This is a genomic window from Gordonia iterans, from assembly GCF_002993285.1.
GTDB classification, from domain to species: Bacteria; Actinomycetota; Actinomycetes; order Mycobacteriales; family Mycobacteriaceae; genus Gordonia; species Gordonia iterans.
Genome location: NZ_CP027433.1, coordinates 2758119 through 2780428, shown reverse-complemented (window position 1 = coordinate 2780428; position 22310 = coordinate 2758119). Strand labels below are relative to the sequence as shown.

Below are 22310 nucleotides of genomic sequence, written 5' to 3'. Positions count from 1 at the left end.
GCATCATGACGCCACCTCATAACTACCTCGCCGTCATCAAGGTCGTCGGCATCGGCGGCGGCGGCGTCAACGCCGTCAACCGCATGATCGAGCAGGGCCTCAAAGGTGTGGAGTTCATCGCGATCAACACCGACGCACAGGCGCTGCTGATCAGCGACGCCGACGTCAAACTCGACATCGGCCGCGAATCGACCAGGGGTCTGGGCGCCGGCGCGAATCCGGAGGTGGGCCGCAAGGCCGCCGAGGATGCGCGGGACGAGATCGAAGACCTGCTGCAGGGCGCGGACATGGTGTTCGTCACCGCCGGTGAAGGCGGCGGCACCGGCACCGGCGGCGCGCCGGTGGTGGCCGGGATCGCCCGCAAGCTCGGTGCGCTCACCGTCGGCGTCGTGACCCGCCCGTTCTCGTTCGAGGGCAAGCGTCGCGGCAATCAGGCCGAGGAGGGCATCGCGGCGCTGCGCGAGTCCTGCGACACCCTGATCGTCATCCCGAACGACCGCCTGCTGCAGCTCGGCGATTCGCAGGTGAGCCTGATGGACGCGTTCCGCAGCGCCGACGAGGTGCTGCTCAACGGAGTGCAGGGCATCACCGACCTCATCACCACGCCGGGTCTGATCAACGTCGACTTCGCGGACGTCAAGGGCGTCATGAGCGACGCGGGCAGCGCGCTGATGGGCATCGGGGCATCCCGGGGCGAGGACCGCGCCCGCAAGGCCGCAGAAGCGGCTATCAACTCGCCGTTGCTGGAGGCGTCGATGGAGGGCGCGCGGGGCGTGCTGCTCTCGATCGCCGGCGGCAGCGATCTGGGTCTGTTCGAGATCAACAACGCGGCCACCCAGGTCCAGGAGGCGGCCCACGAGGACGCCAACATCATCTTCGGCACGGTGATCGACGACAACCTGGGCGACGAGGTGCGGGTCACCGTGATCGCGGCCGGGTTCGACGGCGGTGCGCCGCGCAAGCGCGTCGAGAATCCCGCAGCGGCCAAGGCCGCGGGCACCGTGGAATCGGCGAAGGCCGGTCAGGTCTCGTCGGCGCCGGCCGACGATCCGCTGTTCGGCCGCGCCGCCCCGGCCGGCGACCCGTTCGCCGGCTCCGCCGCGCCGCGCCGCAACTCGGTGCGGCTCGACGACGACGAGGTCGACGTCCCCGACTTCATGAAGTGATGGCGCCCGCGTGCCGGGTCCGGCGCGTGGTGACCACCCGCGCCGGTGGGGTGTCGCGTGCGCCCTACGACTCCTTCAATCTCGGTGATCACGTCGGCGACGATCCGGCGGCCGTCGCGGCCAACCGGGAGCGGCTGGCCCGCGACCTCGGCCTCGATCCGTCGCACGTGGTCTGGATGGAACAGATCCACAGCCGCAACGTCACGGTGGTCGACGGACCCGTCGACGGAGCCGTACCGGCCACCGACGCCCTGGTGACTACGACACCGGGGCTCGCCCTCGCCGCGCTCAGCGCAGACTGCGTTCCGCTGCTGATGAGCGACGACGAAGCGGGAGTGATCGCCGCAGTGCACGCCGGACGCGTCGGCGCCCGCATCGGCATCGTTCCCGAGGTGCTTCGCGTGATGGTCGGGCTGGGCGCCCGGACGGACCGCATCGGCGTGTTGCTCGGTCCGGCGGCGTCGGGCGAGCGATACGAGGTTCCGGACGAGATGCAACGCGACGTCGAGAAGCATCTCCCGGGCAGCGCCTGCCGGACGGCGAAGGGCACTGCGGGCCTGGACTTGCGCGCCGGCATCGCGCGGCAGCTGACCGACGCGGGAGTCGGCGGCGTCGTCGTGGACCCGCGCTGCACCATCGGTGATCCCGACCTGTTCAGTCACCGACGAGGTGCTCCGACGGGGCGGTTGGCCTCGGTGATCTGGATGGACGTGGCGGAGCAGGGGTGAGGCTGCCGGTGGATACGGACCACGGAGCGCCGGCGCGCGGCGAGGATCTGCGGCGCGCGGAACTGGGCGCGGCACTCGAAGCGGTGCGGGCCCGCGTCGCCCGTGCCGAGGCGACGGCCGGGCGCGCACCGGGCAGTGCGCGCCTGATGGTGGTCACCAAGTTCTTTCCCGCCGGGGATCTGGCACGGCTGATCGACCTGGGAGCCACTGAGTTCGGCGAGTCCCGGGAGCCCGAGGCGGGGCGGAAGGTCGCCGCGGTGCGCTCGGAGCTGCCCGGCGTGGCGTTCGACGTCGACATGATCGGGTCGCTGCAGCGGAAGAAGGCCAAGACGGTGGCGCGCTGGGCGCGTCGTGTCCAGTCGGTGGACTCGCCGGATCTCGTCGATGCGCTGGCCCGGGCGACGGCGGCGGCGTTGGAGGCCGGTGCCCGGGTGCAGCCTCTGGGGATGCTGCTGCAGATGAGTCTCGACGGCGATCCGACGCGCGGGGGAGCGGTCGAATCGGACCTTCCCGCGCTGGCCGATGCGGTCACCGGGCACGACGGCCTGCTGACCCTGGACGGGCTCATGGTGATCGCGCCGTTGCACGGGGAGGCCGAGGCGCACCTGGCGCACGCCGCGCAGATCGCCGAACGCTTCCGGGCGCGTCATCCCGCGGCGACGGAGCTCTCGGCGGGCATGTCCGCGGACGTGGAGTCGGCGATCGCACACGGATCCACATGTGTGCGTGTCGGAACCGCGATCATGGGCCCGCGACCGTTAGCCTCTCAGTAATCACATTGGTCACAACAGAACCATCAAGATCATTTCTCACGAGGAAGGCAAGTCGATGACGACGATGCAGAAGTTCAAGGCATATTTCGGCATGGTGCCTCCCTCCGAGTATGAGGACGACTATCTCGCCGACCCGATGTCCGACTCCATGAACGGCTCGATGGGCGGCCGCTACGAGCCATCCGGTGAACCGCCGCGCCGCGGTGCGCAGGCCGGCCGGCACGACGAGCAGATGAGCGCTCGCGAGCGGCTGTACCTGGAGCGTTACCGGGGCGCCGCAACCCACGCCGACGGCTACTACGACGACGAGCCCTACGAGGCCGATTACGCCGAGGTGGAGTACGGGCATCGCGGCGACGAGCGGGTCTTCAGTGAGCGGGTTATGCACGTCGAGGCCGAGCGTGGTCCGGTCGCCGCTCGCGGACGACTCGAACCCCTCTCGCACAGTGCCAACGTGACCGCTCGCGGGGCGGCGATGGTGGTGCGGGGCGCCAACGCGCTGGCACCCGAGCCCCGGGCTGACGTCGCCGCCGAGACCGCCGGACGGATCACCACCCTGCGGCCGGCCGACTACTCCGAGGCGCGCACCATCGGTGAGCGCTTCCGTAGTGGCAGCCCGGTGATCATGGACCTGGTGGACATGAGCAACGACGACGCCAAGCGTCTCGTGGACTTCGCCGCCGGCCTGGCGTTCGGGCTGCGCGGGCAGTTGGAGAAGGTCGCCACCAAGGTGTTCCTGCTCTCGCCCGCCGGCATGGACGTGAGTCCGGAAGAACGCCGCCGCATCGCCGAGACCGGGTTCCACAACCAGAGCTGAAAGGAACGCCACGACGGCCGCCGGGCGCGCCCGGCGGCCGTCGTGGCACTGTAGACACGTGGGTACCTTTCTCTGGATTCTCTATCTGATCCTGGTCCTGTACTGGCTGCTGCTGCTTGCCCGGTTGGTGATCGAGGTGGTGCAGTCGCTGGCGCGCCACTGGCGGCCCAACGGCGCCGTGGTGATCCTGCTGGAGGTGGTCTACACACTGACCGATCCGCCCTTGAAGGCGCTCCGCCGCGTCCTCAAACCGATCGCGCTGGGAGCCGTGCGCCTGGATCTGTCGCTGTTGGTGGTGTTGCTGGTGGTCACGATCGGAATGCGGATCACCGGCGCGTTCGCAAGCCGCGAGGCGCCGGCCGTGGCCGCCGCTCTGGCGCTGATGTGACGTAGGCGCAGGTCAACAGCTTTCCCATCCCGCGACGGCGAGTGCCGACGGCGGCTGCTCCAGAGCATCGAAAGGCTGAGTTTCGGTTGCGAACAGGACGCGGGCGGGCAACAGAACTTGGTCCTGATGTGACAAGATGACACGCTAGTTACGCAGTGCTACTGGTATTAATAGAACTGCGACCGGCCTGTCGCCGGTCGCCGACCATGAATCAGAGTGTTTCGACGGACACGCTCGAGGACCAAAGGGGAAACCGAAATGCGGCTGACACCAGCTGATGTGCACAACGTCGCGTTCAGCAAACCGCCGATCGGTAAGCGCGGTTACAACGAGGATGAGGTCGATCAGTTCCTCGATTTCGTCGAAGCCGAGCTTGCGCGCCTGATCGAAGAGAACACCGAACTCACCGAGCGGGTCGCCGATCTCGAGACCGAGTTGGCCGCCGCCCGCGCCGGGGCGCCTTCCGGCGGCGACCAGACTCAGGTCTTCGCCGCGGCCGCACCCGCACCCGCACCGGAGCCGGCGCCTGCAGCCCCGCAGGCGCCGCTCGACGAGGAAGCCAGTGTCCGCGCCGCTCGCGTGCTCGCGCTGGCACAGGACACCGCCGACCGCGTCACCGGTACCGCCCGCAGCGAGGCCGAGGCCCTGCTCGCCGATGCGCGCCAGCGCAGCGACGCCATGGTGAACGAGGCGCAGGCCACCGCCGACGCAACCCTCGCGGATTCGCGTCAGCGGGCCGAGGCGCTCCTGGCTGACGCGCAGACTCGCGCCGAGACCCAGGTCCGGCAGGCGCAGGAACGTGCCGACTTCTTGCAGCGCGATGCCGAGCAGAAGCACTCGGAGATCATGTCGACCATCAACCAGCAGCGCACGGTGCTGGAAGGCCGGATCGAGCAGCTCAAGACCTACGAACGCGAGTACCGGACCCGTCTGAAGACCTACCTGGAGTCGCAGCTGGAGGAACTGCAGCAGCGTGGCAGTGCGGCTCCGGTCGATCAGGGTTACAGCGGGGAGAACGGGCACCCCCAGGGCTGATCGGCCCGGGCGTGTTTTTCGTTGAGTGGAAAAGGGGCCGGCAATGCTGACCTTGGCACTTGCTGCGACGCTGATCGGGTTCGGTCTGCTCGTAGTCGCGCTGATCACCGGTAACTTCTGGCTTGCGGTGGCTTGCATCGTCGTCTGCGTGATCGGTCTGTTGGTGCTCCTGGTGGACACCGTCCGGTCGAGCCGCCGCGGTGGAGGGGCCGGGGACGAGCCGTTGTTCACGATTCGGGACCGGGAGCCGGGCGAGCGCGCGGCCCCCCTGCACGACGACGAGCCTTCGGCTCCGTCGGGGCAGCCGGGCACGACGGCGTCGCGCGCCGACTCGACCCGGGCGACGGCCTCGGGCTCGGCGGACAGCAACGGCGACACCGGACATCGCACGGACACCGGGGCCCCGTCGGGCGGGCTCGGTTCGCTCGTCGATCGCGGGACCGCTGTGCCGGGTTCGTCGCCCGAGGACGCGGCCTCCGGCACGCTGCCCGGTGACATCGGCGCGGGCGGCGACGCGGGTGAGGCGGACGTGGTGACCGGCGATGCGAACGACTATGTGAGATCGGTGACCGGATCGTTCCCGATCCCGGTGCAACGTCCGCCGTCCGGTGCCTGGCCAACCTCGTCCAGCCCGATCCCGGGTGCCGGCGAGACCGCCCCCGCCGCGGGACCGGCCGCGCCGCGCTCGGCCGATCGTCCGCACGTGTCGTCCGGCGGACCCGCCACCGGACCCCTGCCCGCCGCATCCCCGTATGTGGGGCGGCGGCGCCGTGCGGCGGACGCCGATGCGCAGGCGACTCCGGACGCGGCCGCTGCCGATGCCGCTGCTGACGGGAACCCCGCTGGCCCGACGCCCGCCGATACGACCCCCGCCGACACGACGGCCGGTGCAAGGCCTGGCGGGCCGTCGACGGACTTCCGTCCGGCCGGTCCGGCGCCGGCTGCGTGGACGCGGCAGCACGAGACGTCGTCGTCGGCCGAGGCGGCCGGTGACGGCCTGGTCGTGCACGACCACACCGGTCCGCTTCCCAAGATGACCTTCAAGAACGAGGAAGAGTAGACTTCTCTCCCGACAGCGTCGATCCGGCTATCACCGGGGAGCTCCTGGAAGAACCGGTCCGACCGCCGCGCGCGGCGGCCTCAGTAGAACCAGGCGGGTACGGCCCGACACAGCCGTGTGAGCGATCCCGGTACTTCGGGATCGGCTCCGTGAGCGGCATCGCCCGTCGGCGATGCAAGCGGGGTGGTACCGCGCGTCCGCCGAGACCGGCATCGCGTCCCCGTGCCCGAGAGGTGAGTCGGCCGACGGCCGGCACCGCAGGCACGAGGAGAGCCCACGCCGATGACCGAGGCCCACGCCCCCGATTCCGCAGTAACCGACGCGGTCGCGTCGCACCCCGGTGAGCCCGGGTCCGGATCCGATTCCGGGGCGACCGGCCGGGTGTACCCGATCGTCGATCTGGCCGACGGCGCCGGACGCGGCGCACCGTCGTTCCCGGCCCTCGAGGAGAAGGTGCTCGCGTACTGGGCCGAGGACGAGACCTTCGCGGCCTCCCTCGCCCAGCGGGCCGACGCCGAAGAGTTCGTCTTCTACGACGGCCCGCCCTTCGCCAACGGTCTGCCGCACTACGGTCATCTGCTCACCGGATACGTCAAGGACATCGTTCCGCGCTACCAGACCATGCGCGGGAAGAAGGTCGACCGTCGCTTCGGCTGGGACACGCACGGGCTGCCCGCTGAACTGGAGGCCGAGCGCCAGCTGGGGATCACCGACAAGTCGGAGATCGAGGTGATGGGCGTCGACAAGTTCAACGAATACTGCCGGGACTCGGTGCTGCGGTACACGGGCGAGTGGCGCAACTACGTCACCCGGCAGGCGCGCTGGGTCGATTTCGACAACGACTACAAGACCCTCGATCTGGACTTCATGGAGTCGGTGATGTGGGCCTTCAAGCGGCTGTACGAGAAGGGCCTGGTGTACCAGGGGTACCGCGTGCTGCCGTACTCCTGGTACGAGCAGACGCCGTTGAGCAACCAGGAGGCCAAGCTCGACGACGCCTATCGGATGCGGCAGGACCCGGCGCTGACCGTCACCATGCCGTTGAGCGTGCCGGACTCGCCGCTGGACGGCGTCAACGCCCTGATCTGGACGACGACCCCGTGGACGCTGCCGTCGAACCTGGCGATCGCCGTCCACCCGGACACCGAGTACTCACACGTGCGCACCGCCGACGGCGCCGAGTACCTGCTCGCCGCGGCACTGGTGGGTGCCTATGTGCGCGAGCTGGGAGAGACCGAGACCGTCGGCACCTACCGTGGCAGCGAACTCGCGGGACTGGAGTACAGCCCGCCGTTCGCCTACTTCCGCGGTCACCCGAACGCGCACCGCATCCTGACCGCCGACTACGTCACCACCGACAGCGGCACCGGGGTGGTGCATCTGGCGCCGGCCTTCGGTGAGGAGGACATGGAAGTCGCGACCGCTCAGGGCATCGAGGTGGTCCAGCCGCTGGATCCGGGCGGCAGGTTCACCGAGATGGTGCCCGACTACGAAGGACAGATGGTCTTCGATGCGAATCCGAACATCATCAGGGACCTCAAGGCGGCCGGGCGCGTGCTGCGGCACGAGACCATCGAGCACTCCTATCCGCACTCGTGGCGGTCCGGCCAGCCGCTGATCTACATGGCAGTGCCGTCCTGGTTCGTGGCGGTCACCAAGATCAAGGACCGCATGCTGGAGTTGAACCAGGAGATCACCTGGTCGCCGTCCCACATCCGGGACGGGCAGTTCGGCAAATGGCTCGAGGGCGCCAAAGACTGGAACATCAGCCGCAACCGGTACTGGGGTGCGCCCATCCCGGTGTGGATCTCCGACGATCCGGCCCATCCGAGGATCGACGTCTACGGAAGCCTCGACGAGCTGGAGGCCGACTTCGGTGTGCGCCCGACTGATCTGCATCGTCCGAACATCGACGAGCTGACCCGCCCGAACCCGGACGATCCATCCGGCCGGTCGACGATGCGCCGGGTCCCGGAGGTGCTGGACTGCTGGTTCGAGTCCGGGTCCATGCCGTACGCGCAGGTGCACTATCCGTTCGAGAACACCGACTGGTTCGACGGCGGGAACGGGGAGGCGGCGCACAATCCGGGCGACTTCATCGTCGAGTACAACGGGCAGACCCGCGGGTGGTTCTACAACCTGCATGTGCTGGCGACGGCGCTGTTCGACCGTCCTGCGTTCAAGACGGTGGCGGCGCACGGCATCGTGCTCGGCGACGACGGCCAGAAGATGAGCAAGTCCAAGCGAAACTACCCCGACGTCAACGAGGTGTTCGACCGCGACGGGTCGGATGCGATGCGCTGGTTCCTGATGGCCAGTCCGATCCTCCGCGGCGGCAATCTGGTGGTCACCGAGCGCGGCATCCGCGAGGGAGTGCGTCAGGCGCTGCTTCCGATGTGGAACGCCTACAGCTTCTTGCAGCTGTACGCCGAGCGTCCGGCGACCTGGCACACCGATTCGGAGAACGTGCTCGATCGGTACATCCTGGCCAAGCTCGCGGTGACCCGGGACGAGATCACCGAGGCGCTCGACGTCTACGACATCGCCGGCGCGTGCGAGAGCTTCCGCTTGTTCTGCGATTCGCTGACCAATTGGTACGTGCGACGGTCCCGCGCGCGCTTCTGGGCGGGCCAGGACGCCGAGCCGGAGGCCTTCGACACGTTGTTCACGGTGCTCGAAGTGGCCGGCCGACTGGCGGCGCCGCTGCTTCCGCTGGCCACCGAGGCGATGTGGCGCGGACTGACCGGGGAGCGGTCGGTGCACCTGACCGACTGGCCCGCCGCGGACGAACTGCCCGCGGATCCGGATCTGGTCGCGGCGATGGACGCGGTGCAGTCGGTCTGTTCGGTGGCGTCGAGTGTGCGCAAGGCGAACAAGCTGCGGGTGCGGCTGCCGCTGCGGAAACTGACCGTGGCCTCGCCCGCCGCCGATGCGCTCACGCCGTTCACCGGGCTGATCGCTGACGAGATGAACGTCAAGGGCGTCGAGCTCAGCACCGACGTCGACGCGTACGGCCGAGTGGAGGTGGCGGTGAACGCCCGGGCGGCCGGCCCGCGGATCGGCAAGGACGTCCAGCGGGCGATCAAGGCGGTCAAGGCCGGCGCCTGGGAGCTGGGCGTCGACGCCGCGACCGGCGAGCCGGTGGTGATCGTCGACGGCATCGAACTGCGCGGCGACGAGTTCACCCGGAAGCTGGTCGCGGTGGAGCCGGACTCGACGGGCGAGCTGCCCAGCGGCGGGGGCCTGGTGGTGCTGGACACGACCGTCACCCCCGAGCTCGAGGCCGAGGGCTGGGCCAAGGACCGGATCCGCGAACTGCAGGACGCGCGCCGCAACCTCGGGCTCGACATCTCCGATCGGATCGTCGTGCGCCTCGTGGTGCCTGCCGAGAACACCGGCATCGCGCAGACCCATGCCGGACTGATCGCCCAGGAGATCCTGGCCACCGATTTCAGTGTCGCGACCGGTCCGGCGGGCGCCGTCGAACTGGGCGACGGCGTGACGGTCGACATCGCGAAGGCCTGAGTGACCGCGCCGCAGCATCACCGGAGCGAGAGCTCATGGACCGGCCGGGCGGCACCCGGCGCGGCGACGCGTTGGGGCCTGGTGGCGTGCGGGGCGCTGGTGGTGCTGATCGCCGTCTACTGGGCGGCGGTGCGGACCTACACGGGGCAGCGGGTGGAGAACGCGGCCCTGCGCGGGTCGTACCAGGTGAACGCGGACGAGCTGAGCACCGCCGACACGGCTCTGGCCTCTCTCACGGTCACCAGCCTGGCGGTGGCGGTCGCGGTGCTGGCGGTGATCGGCTGGGTGCGCGGCGGGATGAGGCTGGCCGCGGTCGCGGTGGGAGTGGTCGGCGGCGCAGCCCTGCTCACCGAGGGGCTCAAGAACTACGTGCTGACCCGTCCGCATCTGGTCGATTCACCGCAGCAGTGGCTGCACAACAGCTTTCCGAGCGGGCACACCACCGTCGCGACGGCCGTCGCGTGCGCGACGCTGATCGTCGTGCCGTGGCGGTGGCGGACCGTGGCGATGCTGGTCGTCACAGCCTGGACGGTCGGCGTCGGCGCCTACACGGTGATCGCCCGGTGGCATCGGCTCTCGGACACCCTGGGCGCCGACGCCGTCGCGTTGCTGGCCGCCTCTCTCGGTGCGCTGTACCTGGCGCGGCGGGGACTGGTGCGCGAGGTCGCCGCCGACCGGAGCGCGCCCGTCCGCACGCTCCTGGTGGTGCTCGCGGTGCTCTACGTGCTCGGTGTCGGGGTGCTCGGCGTCTACGTCGGTCTCGCCGGGATCGTCGGTCGCCGACTACAACATCTACCTCGCCGCGCAGTCTCTCGCCTCGGTCGGGTCCGTGCTCACGATCCTGGTGGCATGGGCGTCGTGGCACCGTCTCGAATCGGCGGGGAGTCCGGCCCGCGGCTGACCGGGCGCCGCGGTGCACACACCGCGCCCGGACGCGAGCCGGAGCTTCTTTTGTCGGTGGTGGATGAAACCCTGCACGTATGACTGTGAACGACTCGCATGCGAGCGACGGAGCCGAGCCGTCGGGTCGCCTCCCCGACTACGTGATGCACGGCTGCCGGCGGTGCTGGCTTTCACCGTCGCGGTGACGGCCGCGTCGTGGTTGTTTTCCGTTCTGACGGGTGCGGCGACTGCGGCGCTATTCGTCTTGGTGGTGTTGCAGTTCGTCGACACCCGGCATCGTCGGTCGGGCCTGTGCTTGCGGTGCTTCGCGACCGCGCCGCTCGACGGCTCCGGGGAAGCGGAACGTCGTCGCGGGCTGCTGAGGGTGTTCCACAGCGTCGCCACTCCTTTCGGCCTTGCGTTGTTCTTAGCCGGCATGATGACACCGACGCTCCTGCGCGTGGTTCTCGACGGTGCTGACAGGTGGCGGATTCCTAGCCAGGTGCTGGTCTTCAGCGTAATGGGTCTCACTTGGGTGCACCGTCGCTACCGACCCTGGTGCCCCTACTGCCGGAATTGGGACAATGACGGAGACCGGGAACCGTCGCCGCCGCCGACGAATGAGCACCGACTCGACGCCTGACCTGGTGCGCTCGGAGCTCCTGATCCGTCCGGAGCTTCGCCGTCGCCCCGAGTGGGGCGCCGGCGAAGGATTCCGTGCGAACGGCGGTGTGTACGGCTCAGGCGTCGCGGCGCTGGACCGCGTAGACGCCGAGGGCCAGCATCACCACCACCTGGCTGGCGAGCACGCCGAGTCCGGTCCACGGACCGAGAACGTCCGGGTTGAACGGCACCACGCTGGTGATCGCCTGGGTGGAGTTGCCGGGCAGCACCTTGGCCACCCACGTGCCCCAGTCGCCGGGCAGCGCCCACGCGAGGCTCGCGAGTACCGCGACGATGCCGAGCACGATCGAGATCGCCGCGGCCGTGTGCCGCACCAGCAGGCCGACGGCGAAGGTCAGCAGTCCGAGCAGTGCGAGCACCACACCGTTGCCGATGAGCGCGCGGAGGAGGCCCTCGGAGCCCCAGGGGACGCCGCTGCCAGCCTCGGTGAGGAACCAGTTGCCTGCGAAGTACCCGCCGAATGCCGTGACGAGACCGCCGATCAGCAGGACTCCGGTGAGCACGGCGGCTTTGGCGGCGATGACCCGCCCGCGCCGAGGTGTGGCGGCGAAGGTCGCCCGGATCATGCCGGTCCCGTATTCGGACGTGATCACCAGGGCGCCGAGCACGATCGCCGGGATCTGCGCGACCATGGTTCCCCACGTCACGAAGGAGCCCGGCACCTCGTCGGCCTCGCCGCTGGCCAGCCAGTCCGCGCTGGCCCAGCAGACCGCCGTCGTGAGGCCGACGCCCAGCAGGATCATCACGATGAGCGACCAGCGCGTCCCGCGGACGGTCCAGAACTTGATCCATTCGGCACGCAGGGTGTCAGCGAACCGGGCGGTGGGGGCGACGGTCGGCGCGGTGCGCTCGATCGCCGCGGCGGACAGGGTCGCGGTCATGCTGCTGCTCCTTCGGTGGCTGCGGCACCGGCGGCCGCGGTGGCGTGGTAGTCGACGCTGTCAGCGGTGAGCGACATGAAGGCGTCTTCCAGTGAGGACTGGATCAGGGTGAGTTCGTGCAGGATCAGGCCCGCGGAACCGACGAGCTCACCGACCCGGGCGGCGTCGGCGTCGTGCACGCGCAGTTCTCCGCCGTCGTCGTGCACCGTGAGCCCGGCCTCGCTGAGCACCCTCCGGACGTCCCGGTCCTGCGGGGTGCGGACCCGGACGTAGGACGCGGCGTGCCGGTCGATGAACTCGGCCATCGTGCAGTCGGCGAGGATCGAACCGCGCCCGATCACCAGAAGATGGTCGGCGGTCAGCGCCATCTCCGACATGAGGTGACTGGAGATCATCACCGTGCGGCCCTCGCCTGCCAGATCGCGCGCGAGTCCACGGATCCACCGGATGCCCTCGGGATCGAGCCCGTTCACGGGTTCGTCGAGCACGACTACCGCCGGGTCGCCGAGAAGGGCGGAGGCGATCCCGAGACGCTGGCGCATACCGAGTGAGAATCGCCCGACGCGCTGGCCCGCGACGTCGTCGAGTCCGACCTGCCCCAAGACCGCGTTCACCCGGGAGGAAGGCAGCCCGTTGCTTGCGGCGAGCCAGCGCAGATGATCGCGCGCCGAGCGGCCGGGGTGGACGGCATGGGCTTCCAGGAGCGCTCCGACCTCCCTGAGCGGCGCCGGTGAGCCGAGGTAGCGGCGGCCGTCGATCACCGCTGAACCGGACGTCGGCCGGTCCAGACCGAGGATCATCCGCATGGTGGTCGACTTCCCCGCGCCGTTGGGGCCGAGGAAACCCGTCACGACGCCGGACCGGACGGTGAAGTCGACATGGTCGACGGCCGTGAAGTCGCCGAAGGTCTTGGTGAGTTCTCGTGCTTCGATCATGGTTCTCACGCTCTCCCGGATGCGCTGCGCACACATCCGGGAAGGCCCCCGAATCGCGGCTGAACAAACCCTGAGATGCACCCTGAGTCGCCGGTGTCCGCAGACGACGAGGCGAGCGCGCGGCCGGGCGGGGGATGACCACACCGGGCCGACCCGCGCGACGCAGGGGGAGACGTCGCGCGAGCCGAGCCCGCCCGGCCTGTCGTTCGGGCGAGATCCGATGCGGCCATCCGCCGGTGTCGCAGGAGTATGGAGTTCTCAAACAACACACCGCGTCGGAAAGCGCTCCGGCACGGAACGGAAGGTGTTCTCCGGTGCGGCCACCGGGATCTCCTCCGTGGAATCAAAGATATAACTCACCTCTGACAAGAACAAACATTCGAATCCCCTTCGGCGTCTGAGTCTCCGCTACCGACAGAAGTCTGACGTGCAACCCATGCCGCGAAGGCGAGGTCCGAGTCTTGATCATCACCAATGTCGTACCCCTGTCGTAGAGTGACGTCAGAAGGTAGAGAAGAGCCGGAGGTTCCGGTTCTACCAGCGGGAACAGCACTTCGGGGGAGGTGAGCGTCATGAGCGTCAACGGTGTTTCGTGCAACGACGACGCTGCGGCCGCGGGTGCGCGCGATGGCTCGGGTTCTGCTCCGGCCGGTGCCGATCCGGCTGGCACCGGTTCTGCCGGTTTCGATTCTGCTGGTTTCGATCCCGACGCAGCCGTCGCCTGTTTCTCGCCGACACAGTTGTTGGCGGTCCAGACCGCCGCCGAAAAGCGCCTCACCACGGAGGCGACGGCGTTGTTGGCTGCCGAGTCCGAGAACGGTCTGTTGGGGCTGCTGGATGCGCGTGAGCAGTGCCGCCGCCGCGCCGAGGTGTTCGATGCCGCCCTGTACGTGGAGGTCTCCGATCGGGGCGTGTACCGCACCGCCGGACACATCTCGGTCCATCAGCTGTACGCCTACGGGGTGCGACTGGGCGCCGGGGAGGCCCGCCGCCGCCGGATCACCGCCGAAGGCATCGCCGCCATGGGCACGTTGACCGGTGAACGCCTCGAACCGCACCTGACCGCCACCGCGACGGCGGTGGCTGATGGGGAGGCCGGCGCCGCCCACGCGGCCGCGGTCGCGGAGATCATGGACAAGCTGCCGTCGGCGGTCACCCACGATGACGGGGTGAAGGCCGAGGCCATGCTCGCTGATGCGGCGCGGCGGCTGGATCCTGCCGCGGTGACGGTGGTGGGTAACCGGATCCTGGCGTGGCTCGACCCCGACGGCACCCTGGCCGACGACCACGACCGGGCCCGGCGGCGTACGTTCAATCTGCAGCCGCAGAATCGGCAGTTGATGAGCAAAGTGCGGGCCCTGCTGACTCCGGTGTTGCGGGCGAAGCTGGAGGTGGTCTTGCATCAGTGGGCTGCGGCGGGGATGAACAATCCCGGCGACCCGGACTCCCTGCGCGGGGCCGCCGACCAGCCCGGCCTCGACCCCGCCCTGCTCGCCGCCGCGGCCGAGCGGGACACCCGCACTTTGGGGCAGCGTCAGCACGACGCCCTCGAAGCCCTGTGCGACTGGGCGTCGGCGCTGGCCGGGCAACCCGCCCCCACCCGGATCCCCTCGCAGACCGTGGTCACCGTCACCGATGAAGATCTGGCGCGGCAGGCCGGGATCGCCTGGACCGCGACCGGCACCCGCATCCCGGTCACGGATCTGGTGCAGTTCGCCGCCGACCCCATCCCGTATCTGGCGGTGTTCTCCAAGGCCACCGGCAGGCGTAGTCCTGAGCATGCGTGGCGGAGCTTGCGACGACACGCGGTCGAAGGGTGCTGTACCTGGGGCGGGCGAGCCGGTTCGCGACGGCGGCGCAAAGGTTGGCGTTGTTCGCCCGCGACCGGGGCTGCACCGCGCCGGGCTGCACCGTCCCGTTCATCCGCACATCCAAGCCCACCACATGCCCGACTTGACCGACAACGGGCAGACCGACCCTTCGACTCCGCTCAGGACAGGTATCGACCGCTTGGGTGGGGCGTGTGGCCGGCACAACCGGATGAACGGTAAGACGCCTGGGCATTGGGAGTCGACGGTCCTCGCCTTCGGTCCCGACGCCGGACGCGTCGGCTGGAGGCCCGCCGGGCGTGGCGCGCGGTGGCAGAGCAACATTCTGTTCCACCCCGAACGCCTGGCACCCGACTCCGGCCACGGCCACCGGGCCACAGCAGCCGGGCCGGACGACCTCGCACCACCCGGCGACCTCGGAACACCCGAAAACCTCGGGCCATATGGCGACACCGGGCCACCCGAGGATCTCGGGCCACCCGAAGAGAAGGACCCGGACTTGGACCTCGACGACGATCGATCGAATCCGACGATCATCGTCCACCACCGGCCGTCCCCGATCCGGGCGATCACCCCGATCGCCCCGATCGACCCACTCTCGGGAGCCGAACAGATCCTCGCCCGGCTCCTGGCATAGGCGGCCTGACCGCACCACCGCGGCCAGGCCGCCGGTGCTGCCAGCGAATCGCCACCCGCCGACGTCGTCCGCCACCGCCGCCGGATCAGCAGTCCGCCGTCAGGCCGGGAATGATCGCACCGGTGCCGACAGAATCGCGCCCGCAGCCGGTGGCCAGCGCGTTCGCGACCGCGCCGACGACATGCGCTGGAACACCCCCCCGGCGCCACCGGTATCCTCACCCTCCGCGCCGAACACGCCGGCAATCGCCTCGACGACGACTGAAAAGACCCGCACATCCTGACAACGACCACCCTGATCAGTACTTGAGTCGCCACCACCTGCAGGAATCTGACGCACACCCGGCCGCGGTGCTCGCACTGTCCGAGGGCCCTCGTACTCTGTCCGCGTGGAGTATCAGGCGATCGACGCATTGCGAGAGCACCACGCAGGCTGGCGTCTCCTGCGTGCAGGCAACGCTGCGCTGATCCTGTCGTTCCTCGGCGAGTACTTCGTGGACGGGAATCGGGGTGCGTGTGCGGCGAGCGAACTGGCCGGGCAGCTCGACGACCACCTCTACTGGCTGAACCAGGAGTTGTCCCCGAGCGGGCAGACGCCGAGGTTTCCGCGCAGTCCGCGCGAGTATCTCGAGGACTGGGCATCGGCCGAGTCGGGTTACCTGCGGCGGTTCTATCCGCCGGGCGACGACGAGGTGTACTACGAGGTCACACCCGCTTTCGAGAAGGCTTACGCCTGGATCGAGTCGCTGCGGTCGCGGGAATTCGTCGGGACCGAATCCAGGTTGCACACCGCGGTGGAGCTGCTGCGACAGATCGTGCACGGCACCGACGCCGACCCCGAGCGGCGCCTGGCCGAGCTCCGCCGCCGGCGTGCGGCGATCGACGAAGAGATCGCCGAGGTGGTCGCCGGCGAACTGACGATGCTCGCGCCGACGGGTGTCCGGGACCGGTTTCAGCAGTTCACCGCGACGGCGCGCGAACTGCTGTCCGACTTCCGCGAGGTCGAGGAGAATTTTCGGCGCCTGGACCGGGCCGCACGGGAACGGATCGCCACGTGGGACGGCGCCAAGGGTGAGCTGCTCGCCGATCTCGTCGGCGGACGCTCGGAGATCGCCGATTCCGATCAGGGCGCCAGCTTCGCCGCGTTCTACGAGTTTCTGCTCTCGTCGTCGCGGCAGCAGGAGCTGGCGGACCTGCTCGAGCAGGCGACGGCGCTCGACGCGGTGCAAGTGGATCCCCGAATCAAGGGTGTCCACCACGATTGGTCGGAGGCCGCCGAACGTGCACAGCGCACGGTGCGCCAGATCTCCGAACAGCTGCGCCGGTTCCTCGACGATCAGGTGTGGCTGGAGAATCGGCGGGTCCTCGATCTGGTCCGCGACGTCGAGGCGGCGGCGCTCGCGGTGCGCGATGCGCCGCCCTCGTTCGGGCTCGAGGTCGACGAGCCCGGCATCGCCATCGCGCTGCCCTTCGAGCGACCGTTGTATTCCCGGCCGCCGACGGCCGAGGTGGAGAGCCTGATACCGCCGACGACGGCCGAGGCCGATCCAGATGCGCTGTTCACCCAGACCTTCGTTGACCAGGCACAGCTCATGCGCAACATCTTCAGCTTGCTGCCCGAGCATTCGAGTGCCCTGCTGTCGGACATCGTCGAGATGTATCCGGTTGAACAGGGCGCCGCCGAGATCGTCGGCTACCTGGCGCTCGGCGACGACGACCTGGCGGTCGAGATGGATGACGACGACCGTACGGAGATCGACTACCCGGATCCGGAGAACCCGGAGGTCACCAAACGTGCGCGCCTGCCGAAGGTGACGGTGAGGAGACGATGAACGACGAACAGGCGGTACCCGCCGCGATCATCAGACTGATGCAGGGCGTGGTGTACCGGGAGAACGACGAGGACACCTGGCGCACGGTGGAGCGCTCCGGCGCGAGCGTGCGGGACCATTTCGCCACCATCGGCGTCGACGTGGTGATCGACGAGGACGAGGGCTACGCGTTTCTCCGGACCCGGCCCGACGTCGAGGGCGAGGAGCCGCTCCCGCGCCTGGTCCGCCGACGGACGCTGACCTACAAGGTCAGTCTCCTGCTGGTGCTGTTGCGCAAGCGGCTCGTGGAGTTCGAGACGAGCGGGGGCGAGGGAAAGCTGGTTCTGACCACTGAGCAGATCGTCGAGATGATGCGGCTCTTCCAGGCCGAGTCGACCAACGAGGCCCGCGTGGTGGACGGCGTCGAGGCGACGGTGAAGAAGGCGGCCGAACTCGGGTTCCTGCGTCAGCTGCGCGGTCAGTCCGATCACTGGGAGGTGCGCCGCATCCTCAAGGCATACGTCGATGCGCAGACACTGTCGGACTTCGCCGGGAAGCTCCGCGAGTACGCAGGCGCGGAGGTCGGAACGTGAGCAGCGGACTGTTCTCGGCCGTGGAACTGGGGTCCGGCGAGCGCGCCGGTTATCGGCTCCAGCGACTGGAGGTGTTCAACTGGGGCACCTTCGACGGTCAGATCTGGGGCTTCGCACCGGACGGCGACACCGCGCTGCTGACCGGTGACATCGGATCGGGGAAGTCGACCCTGGTCGACGCGCTGACCACGCTGTTGATGCCGGCGCACCGGATCGCCTACAACCGGGCGGCCGGCGCCGACACGCGCGAGCGTACCCTGCGGTCGTACGTCGAGGGACACTACAAGTCGGAGCGGAACGAGGCGACCGGGAAGTCGCGCCCCATCGGACTCCGTTCGGGCGGGCGAACCTACTCGGTGATCCTGGGCCGATTCCGCAACGACGGATACGACGAGGACGTGAGTATCGCCCTGGTGCTGCAGCAGCGCGACTCGTCGGGGCAGCCGTACCGGTTCTACGTGACAGCGCCGCGGGCGCTCTCCATCGCGGACGACTTCGCCGATTTCGGTTCGGACTTGCGAGAACTGCGCAAGCGGCTGCGCGGCGCGGGCGCCGAGATCTTCGACGAGTATCCCAAGTACGGGACCTCGCTGAAGCGAATGCTGGGCATTCGCTCCGAGCAGGCGCTGGAGCTCTTCCACCAGACGGTCTCGATGAAGTCGGTCGGGAATCTGAACGACTTCGTCCGTGATCACATGCTCGAGCCCAGTGACTCGTCCGAGCGGGTCCGCGGGGTCATCAGCCACTTCGAGGACCTGTCGAAGTCGCACGACGCGGTCACGCGCGCGAGGGAACAGCTCGAAGCGCTGGATCCGGTCGTGTCGACCGCGGCGAAGTACGACGCGGCGCTCGCCTCGCGTGAAACCGCCGAGGCCGAGCGCGCGGCGGTTCGGTTGTACATCGCGGAGACACGGTCGACGCTGCTGGCAGGCGAGATCGCCGAACTCGAGGTTGCGGGGAGGCAGCTATGGGCGGAACAGGACCAGGCCAAGGCCCGTCAGAGCAGACTCACCGCCGACCGTGAGGCGCTGATCGAGGAGCGGGCCCGGGCCGGCGGCGACCGGATCGGAGAGCTGGAACGACTCGCTGCCGATGCGCGACGGGACGCCGCACAGCGCCGCGATCAGCGCGCGCGGTTCGACGCCGCCGTTGCGGAGGCGGGCTTCAAAGCCATCGCCGATCCGGACGGGTTCGCCGCGCTGGCGTCCCAGGTGACCGGTGAACGCGACCGGATCGCGGGGCAGAAGAAGCACCTGGACGCGGCCGTGGCCGAAGCGATCGCACGGGAGAAGGACGCCGAGCGGGAGCGGGATCGGATCGCCGACGAGCTGGCGAGCCTGGAGAATCGGACGAGCAACCTGCCCGCCGAGCAGATCGACCTCAGGGATCAGCTCTGCCGGGATCTCGGCGTGACCCCGGAGGATCTGCCGTACGCCGGTGAGTTGCTCGACGTCGCCGACGAGCACGCGCAGTGGCGCGGCGCGGCCGAGCGTGTGCTGCGCGGGTTCGCGCTCTCCCTGCTGGTGCCGCAGCGCCACTACGATGCGGTGACGTCCTGGGTGGACGGCCGCCGGCTGACGGTGCGGGGTCGCGGCGGCCGGGAAACGGGTGCGCGACTGACATACGAGCGCGTTCCGGATCGGCAGCTCCCGGTCCGGTCGACCACGCCGGGTCTGCTGCTGGCCGACTGCCTGGAGACCAAGGACGGCCCGTTCCAGGGCTATCTGGAGGTGGAGCTCGCGAAACGGGCGGACCACCGGTGCGCATCCACGCTCGCGGAGTTCCGGGCTGAGCGACGTGCCGTCACCGTCGCCGGACAGGTGCGTTCGGGTGAGCGGCACGACAAGGACGACAGGCATCGGGTCGACGATGCGCGACGCTGGGTACTCGGCTGGGTGAACGAGCGCAAGATCGCCGCGCTCCGCGCGGAGTACGACGACCTCGAGGGCAAGCGCGTTGCCGCGGCCGCGGAGTACGTGGACATCGCCCGACAGCGTGACCACAACCAGGCTCGGGGGGAGGCACTCGCCAGACTGGAGGGATTCCGATCGTGGATCGAGGTCGACGTCGACGAGGCGGTGGCGCGGGCCGAGGCGCACGACGCCGAGCGGGCACGCATCGAAGCCGGATCCTCGCGGCTGGCCGAGCTCACCGACGCGCTCGAGCGCAACGCCGCCCAAGCGCGGACGGTCAACGCCAGGATCGAAGAGCTAGTCGGCGAGTTGGCCACGTCCGCAGCCGCGGCAGAGGACGCCCGGCGAGCCAAGAGCCGCGACGACGGGCTCGTCGCCGCGACCGACTCCGCCGCGCTGGAGCGAGGGCGAGAGGCCTACGCTGCGCTGGCCGAGAGACTCGGCGGCGTCCCGCAGCGGTCGGACGCCTGCGCTGCGGCCGAGTCGTCGCTGACTGATGCACTGTCGCAACGGATCGAGAGCCTCGGTAAGGAGCTGGCACGCTACGGGAACGGGTTGGTCCAGCATATGGGCGAGGTGTTGCGGCGGTGGCCGGAGCTGCGGTCCGACATGGACGCCTCGGTCGAGTCACGGGCCGACTTCGTGGACTATGCACGGCAGGTCGCCGACGACGACCTGCCGCGCTTCGAGAGCGAGTTCAAGGACCAGCTGAACAAAGGGGCCATTCAAGAGCTGGCCGGCTTCAACAACTGGCTGGCCCGTCAGGCGGCTGCGATCGACGAGCGCATCGACCGGATCAACGAGGCGCTCGGCGCGGTTCCGTTCAACCCCGGCCGGTACATCAAGCTGGAGAAGGAGTCGACGACCAACCGCGAGGTCTCCGAGTTCCGCGCTGAGTTGCGCACACTGACCGACGACGCCCTGGTCGAGAACGGCGATCAGTACTCCGAGCAGCGGTTCGGCGACGTCAAGCGGATCATCGAGCGTTTCCGCGGCCGCGACGGGCACACGGATGCGGACAAGCTCTGGACGCGTCGGGTGACCGACGTGCGGAACTGGTTCGTCTTCTCGGCGTCGGAACGGGATTTGGACACCGACGAGGAGTGGGAGCACTACAGCGACTCCGACGGAAAATCCGGCGGGCAGAAGGAGAAGCTCGCCTACACGATCCTGGCGGCTTCTCTCGCGTACCAGTTCGGGCTGGAGTGGGGCGCCGAGAGATCCAAGGATTTCCGGTTCGCCGTGATCGACGAGGCGTTCGGCCGCGGATCGGAGGATTCGGCCCGCTACGCGCTCGACCTCTTCGCCAAGCTCGGTCTCCAGGTGCTGGTGGTGACGCCACTGCAGAAGATCCATGTGATCGAGCCCTACGTGAAGGCCATCGGCTTCGTGCAGAACCCGGCGGGCAGGGCGTCGTATCTGGCGACGATGACAATCGAGGAGTACCGGGCCCAGCGGGACGGCCGCCGGTCGTGAACAGCTGGTCCACGCCCGTCGACGTCGCAGATCGGGTCCGGCGGCGCTGGGACGACGGCACCCTGCTGCGCGGGTATGCTCGCCGGGCGACGTTTCCGGTGATCGAGGTTCCGCTGCGGGGGCCGAGACCGTCGGAGATCGGCGACGATCTCTCCGCTGTCCGGACCTGGGTCGACGACCTCGACGCCGGCAGCCGGGGCGGACGCCGATACACCCTCGTCCGCAAGAGCGTGGGCGGACGGGTCATCGGGCGCAACGAACTCCCGGTGCGCGCGGTCGTGTCCGACTACGGGCAAGCGTGGTCGCTGCTCGGCACGACGTCGACCGTCGCGGCGTACGACCGGCTGCTCTCCGTGGCCGAAGGGATCCCGGTGGTCCTGGACTGGGTCGTCGAGCATCCGCACCGAGCCCTTGCTCTCGGCGACGATCTGGGTGCGCTCATCGGGGCGTACCGATGGCTCGACGCGCACCGTGGTTCGGGACGCTATCTGCGGGAGATCAGTGCGCCCGGCGTGGACACCAAGTTCGCCGAGCGCCACCGCGCAGTGCTGGCCGCGATGCTCGACGTCCCGTCCTCGGCCACGGGTTTCCTTCGCGGCCTGGGTCTGCGGGCCAAACCTGATCTCGTTCGGCTGCGCCCGGCCGGCGATCTCGGGTTGCCCGCGCCGGTCACCGAACTGGGGCTGCGGGCCGGGGAGCTGGCCCGGCTCCCGGTGCAGCCGCATACCGCGGTCGTCGTCGAGAACGAGATCACGTACCTGAGCGTCGACGTGCCGGCTGGCGGAATGGTGGTCTGGGGCAAGGGTTTCGACGTCGACCGCATCGGGCGGCTGCCGTGGCTCGCGGAGACCGACGTCGTCTATTGGGGCGATCTCGACACTCACGGATTCGCGATCCTGGATCGGTTGCGGGCCTGGCTGCCGCAGACGCGATCGGTGCTGATGGATCGGGAGGCGCTGCTCGCGCATCGCACGCGGTGGGGCCGGGAGGACAGGCCGGCGCGGTCGGTGCTGTCCCGGCTCACCGAAGACGAGCAGCAGTTGTATTCCGAACTGGTCGCCGATGTCTGGGGTGATCGGGTACGTCTGGAGCAGGAGCGGATCGACTGGACCTGGGCGCAGGAGCGACTTCCGACCGCCTGATGCCGCTGACCGACGGCGACTGGTCGAGATCCGGTC

The 22310-nt window shown here is 69.2% G+C and carries 18 protein-coding genes; 16 read left to right on the top strand and 2 right to left on the bottom strand.

Annotated elements, in window-relative coordinates; all coding sequences use genetic code 11:
* The first annotated feature begins 5 nt into the window (after nt 1-5).
* The 10 genes from ftsZ (at nt 6) to C6V83_RS12690 (ending at nt 11017) form a co-directional block, all read left to right on the top strand.
* Nucleotides 6-1166, top strand: a complete 1161-nt coding sequence (gene ftsZ, locus C6V83_RS12735) for a cell division protein FtsZ (protein WP_105942706.1) — start codon at nt 6-8, stop codon at nt 1164-1166.
* Nucleotides 1166-1894 carry a peptidoglycan editing factor PgeF gene (pgeF, locus tag C6V83_RS12730; RefSeq protein ID WP_105942705.1) on the top strand — a complete coding sequence of 243 codons (729 nt, stop codon included), beginning with the start codon at nt 1166-1168 and terminating at the stop codon, nt 1892-1894. The genes ftsZ and pgeF overlap by 1 nt, the downstream gene beginning before the upstream one ends.
* An 8-nt stretch (nt 1895-1902) precedes the next feature.
* Complete coding sequence (locus tag C6V83_RS12725; RefSeq protein WP_105943929.1) at nt 1903-2667, top strand: YggS family pyridoxal phosphate enzyme; 765 nt, start codon at nt 1903-1905, stop codon at nt 2665-2667.
* 55 nt (nt 2668-2722) lie between these two features.
* Nucleotides 2723-3484 carry a cell division protein SepF gene (locus tag C6V83_RS12720; RefSeq protein WP_105942704.1) on the top strand — a complete coding sequence of 254 codons (762 nt, stop codon included), beginning with the start codon at nt 2723-2725 and terminating at the stop codon, nt 3482-3484.
* Nucleotides 3485-3542: 58 nt separating this feature from the next.
* Nucleotides 3543-3872: a YggT family protein gene (locus tag C6V83_RS12715; RefSeq protein WP_105942703.1), complete on the top strand. Its 330-nt coding sequence runs from the start codon at nt 3543-3545 to the stop codon at nt 3870-3872.
* A gap of 258 nt (nt 3873-4130) precedes the next feature.
* Complete coding sequence (wag31, locus tag C6V83_RS12710) at nt 4131-4907, top strand: DivIVA-like cell division protein Wag31 (RefSeq protein ID WP_105942702.1); 777 nt, start codon at nt 4131-4133, stop codon at nt 4905-4907.
* A gap of 43 nt (nt 4908-4950) precedes the next feature.
* Nucleotides 4951-5967, top strand: coding sequence for a hypothetical protein (locus tag C6V83_RS12705; RefSeq protein ID WP_105942701.1), 1017 nt, complete (start codon nt 4951-4953; stop codon nt 5965-5967).
* A gap of 282 nt (nt 5968-6249) precedes the next feature.
* Nucleotides 6250-9492 carry an isoleucine--tRNA ligase gene (gene ileS, locus C6V83_RS12700; RefSeq protein WP_105942700.1) on the top strand — a complete coding sequence of 1081 codons (3243 nt, stop codon included), beginning with the start codon at nt 6250-6252 and terminating at the stop codon, nt 9490-9492.
* A complete protein-coding gene (locus C6V83_RS12695; RefSeq protein ID WP_105942699.1) occupies nt 9493-10476 on the top strand; it encodes a phosphatase PAP2 family protein in 984 nt (327 codons plus the stop codon).
* Between the two features lie 79 nt (nt 10477-10555).
* On the top strand, nt 10556-11017 hold the full coding sequence (locus C6V83_RS12690) for a hypothetical protein (protein ID WP_105942698.1): 462 nt from the start codon (nt 10556-10558) through the stop codon (nt 11015-11017).
* 97 nt (nt 11018-11114) lie between these two features.
* Here the strand turns inward: C6V83_RS12690 and C6V83_RS12685 are convergent, their stop codons facing one another.
* Both C6V83_RS12685 and C6V83_RS12680 read right to left on the bottom strand, forming a co-directional pair.
* Complete coding sequence (locus tag C6V83_RS12685) at nt 11115-11939, bottom strand: ABC-2 transporter permease (protein WP_108702777.1); 825 nt, start codon at nt 11937-11939, stop codon at nt 11115-11117.
* A complete protein-coding gene (locus tag C6V83_RS12680; RefSeq protein WP_105942697.1) occupies nt 11936-12874 on the bottom strand; it encodes an ABC transporter ATP-binding protein in 939 nt (312 codons plus the stop codon). The genes C6V83_RS12685 and C6V83_RS12680 overlap by 4 nt, the downstream gene beginning before the upstream one ends.
* Nucleotides 12875-13446: 572 nt before the next feature.
* On the opposite strand from C6V83_RS12680, the gene C6V83_RS12675 reads away from it, so the two are divergent.
* From C6V83_RS12675 to C6V83_RS12655, 6 genes are all read left to right on the top strand, one after another.
* A complete protein-coding gene (locus C6V83_RS12675) occupies nt 13447-14925 on the top strand; it encodes a DUF222 domain-containing protein (protein WP_105942696.1) in 1479 nt (492 codons plus the stop codon).
* Nucleotides 14915-15340 (top strand): hypothetical protein, encoded by a 426-nt coding sequence (locus tag C6V83_RS18370; protein ID WP_159067514.1) that lies wholly within the window; start codon nt 14915-14917, stop codon nt 15338-15340. Before C6V83_RS12675 ends, C6V83_RS18370 begins: the two co-directional genes overlap by 11 nt.
* Before the next feature lie 388 nt (nt 15341-15728).
* The gene (locus C6V83_RS12670) at nt 15729-17171 is read left to right on the top strand and encodes a DUF3375 domain-containing protein (protein ID WP_105942695.1); all 1443 of its coding nucleotides are present in this window, start codon (nt 15729-15731) and stop codon (nt 17169-17171) included.
* Nucleotides 17168-17743 carry a DUF4194 domain-containing protein gene (locus C6V83_RS12665; RefSeq protein WP_105942694.1) on the top strand — a complete coding sequence of 192 codons (576 nt, stop codon included), beginning with the start codon at nt 17168-17170 and terminating at the stop codon, nt 17741-17743. Before C6V83_RS12670 ends, C6V83_RS12665 begins: the two co-directional genes overlap by 4 nt.
* Nucleotides 17740-21132 carry an ATP-binding protein gene (locus C6V83_RS12660; RefSeq protein ID WP_105942693.1) on the top strand — a complete coding sequence of 1131 codons (3393 nt, stop codon included), beginning with the start codon at nt 17740-17742 and terminating at the stop codon, nt 21130-21132. The genes C6V83_RS12665 and C6V83_RS12660 overlap by 4 nt, the downstream gene beginning before the upstream one ends.
* Nucleotides 21129-22274, top strand: a complete 1146-nt coding sequence (locus C6V83_RS12655) for a Wadjet anti-phage system protein JetD domain-containing protein (protein ID WP_105942692.1) — start codon at nt 21129-21131, stop codon at nt 22272-22274. The genes C6V83_RS12660 and C6V83_RS12655 overlap by 4 nt, the downstream gene beginning before the upstream one ends.
* The last annotated feature ends 36 nt before the right edge of the window (nt 22275-22310 follow it).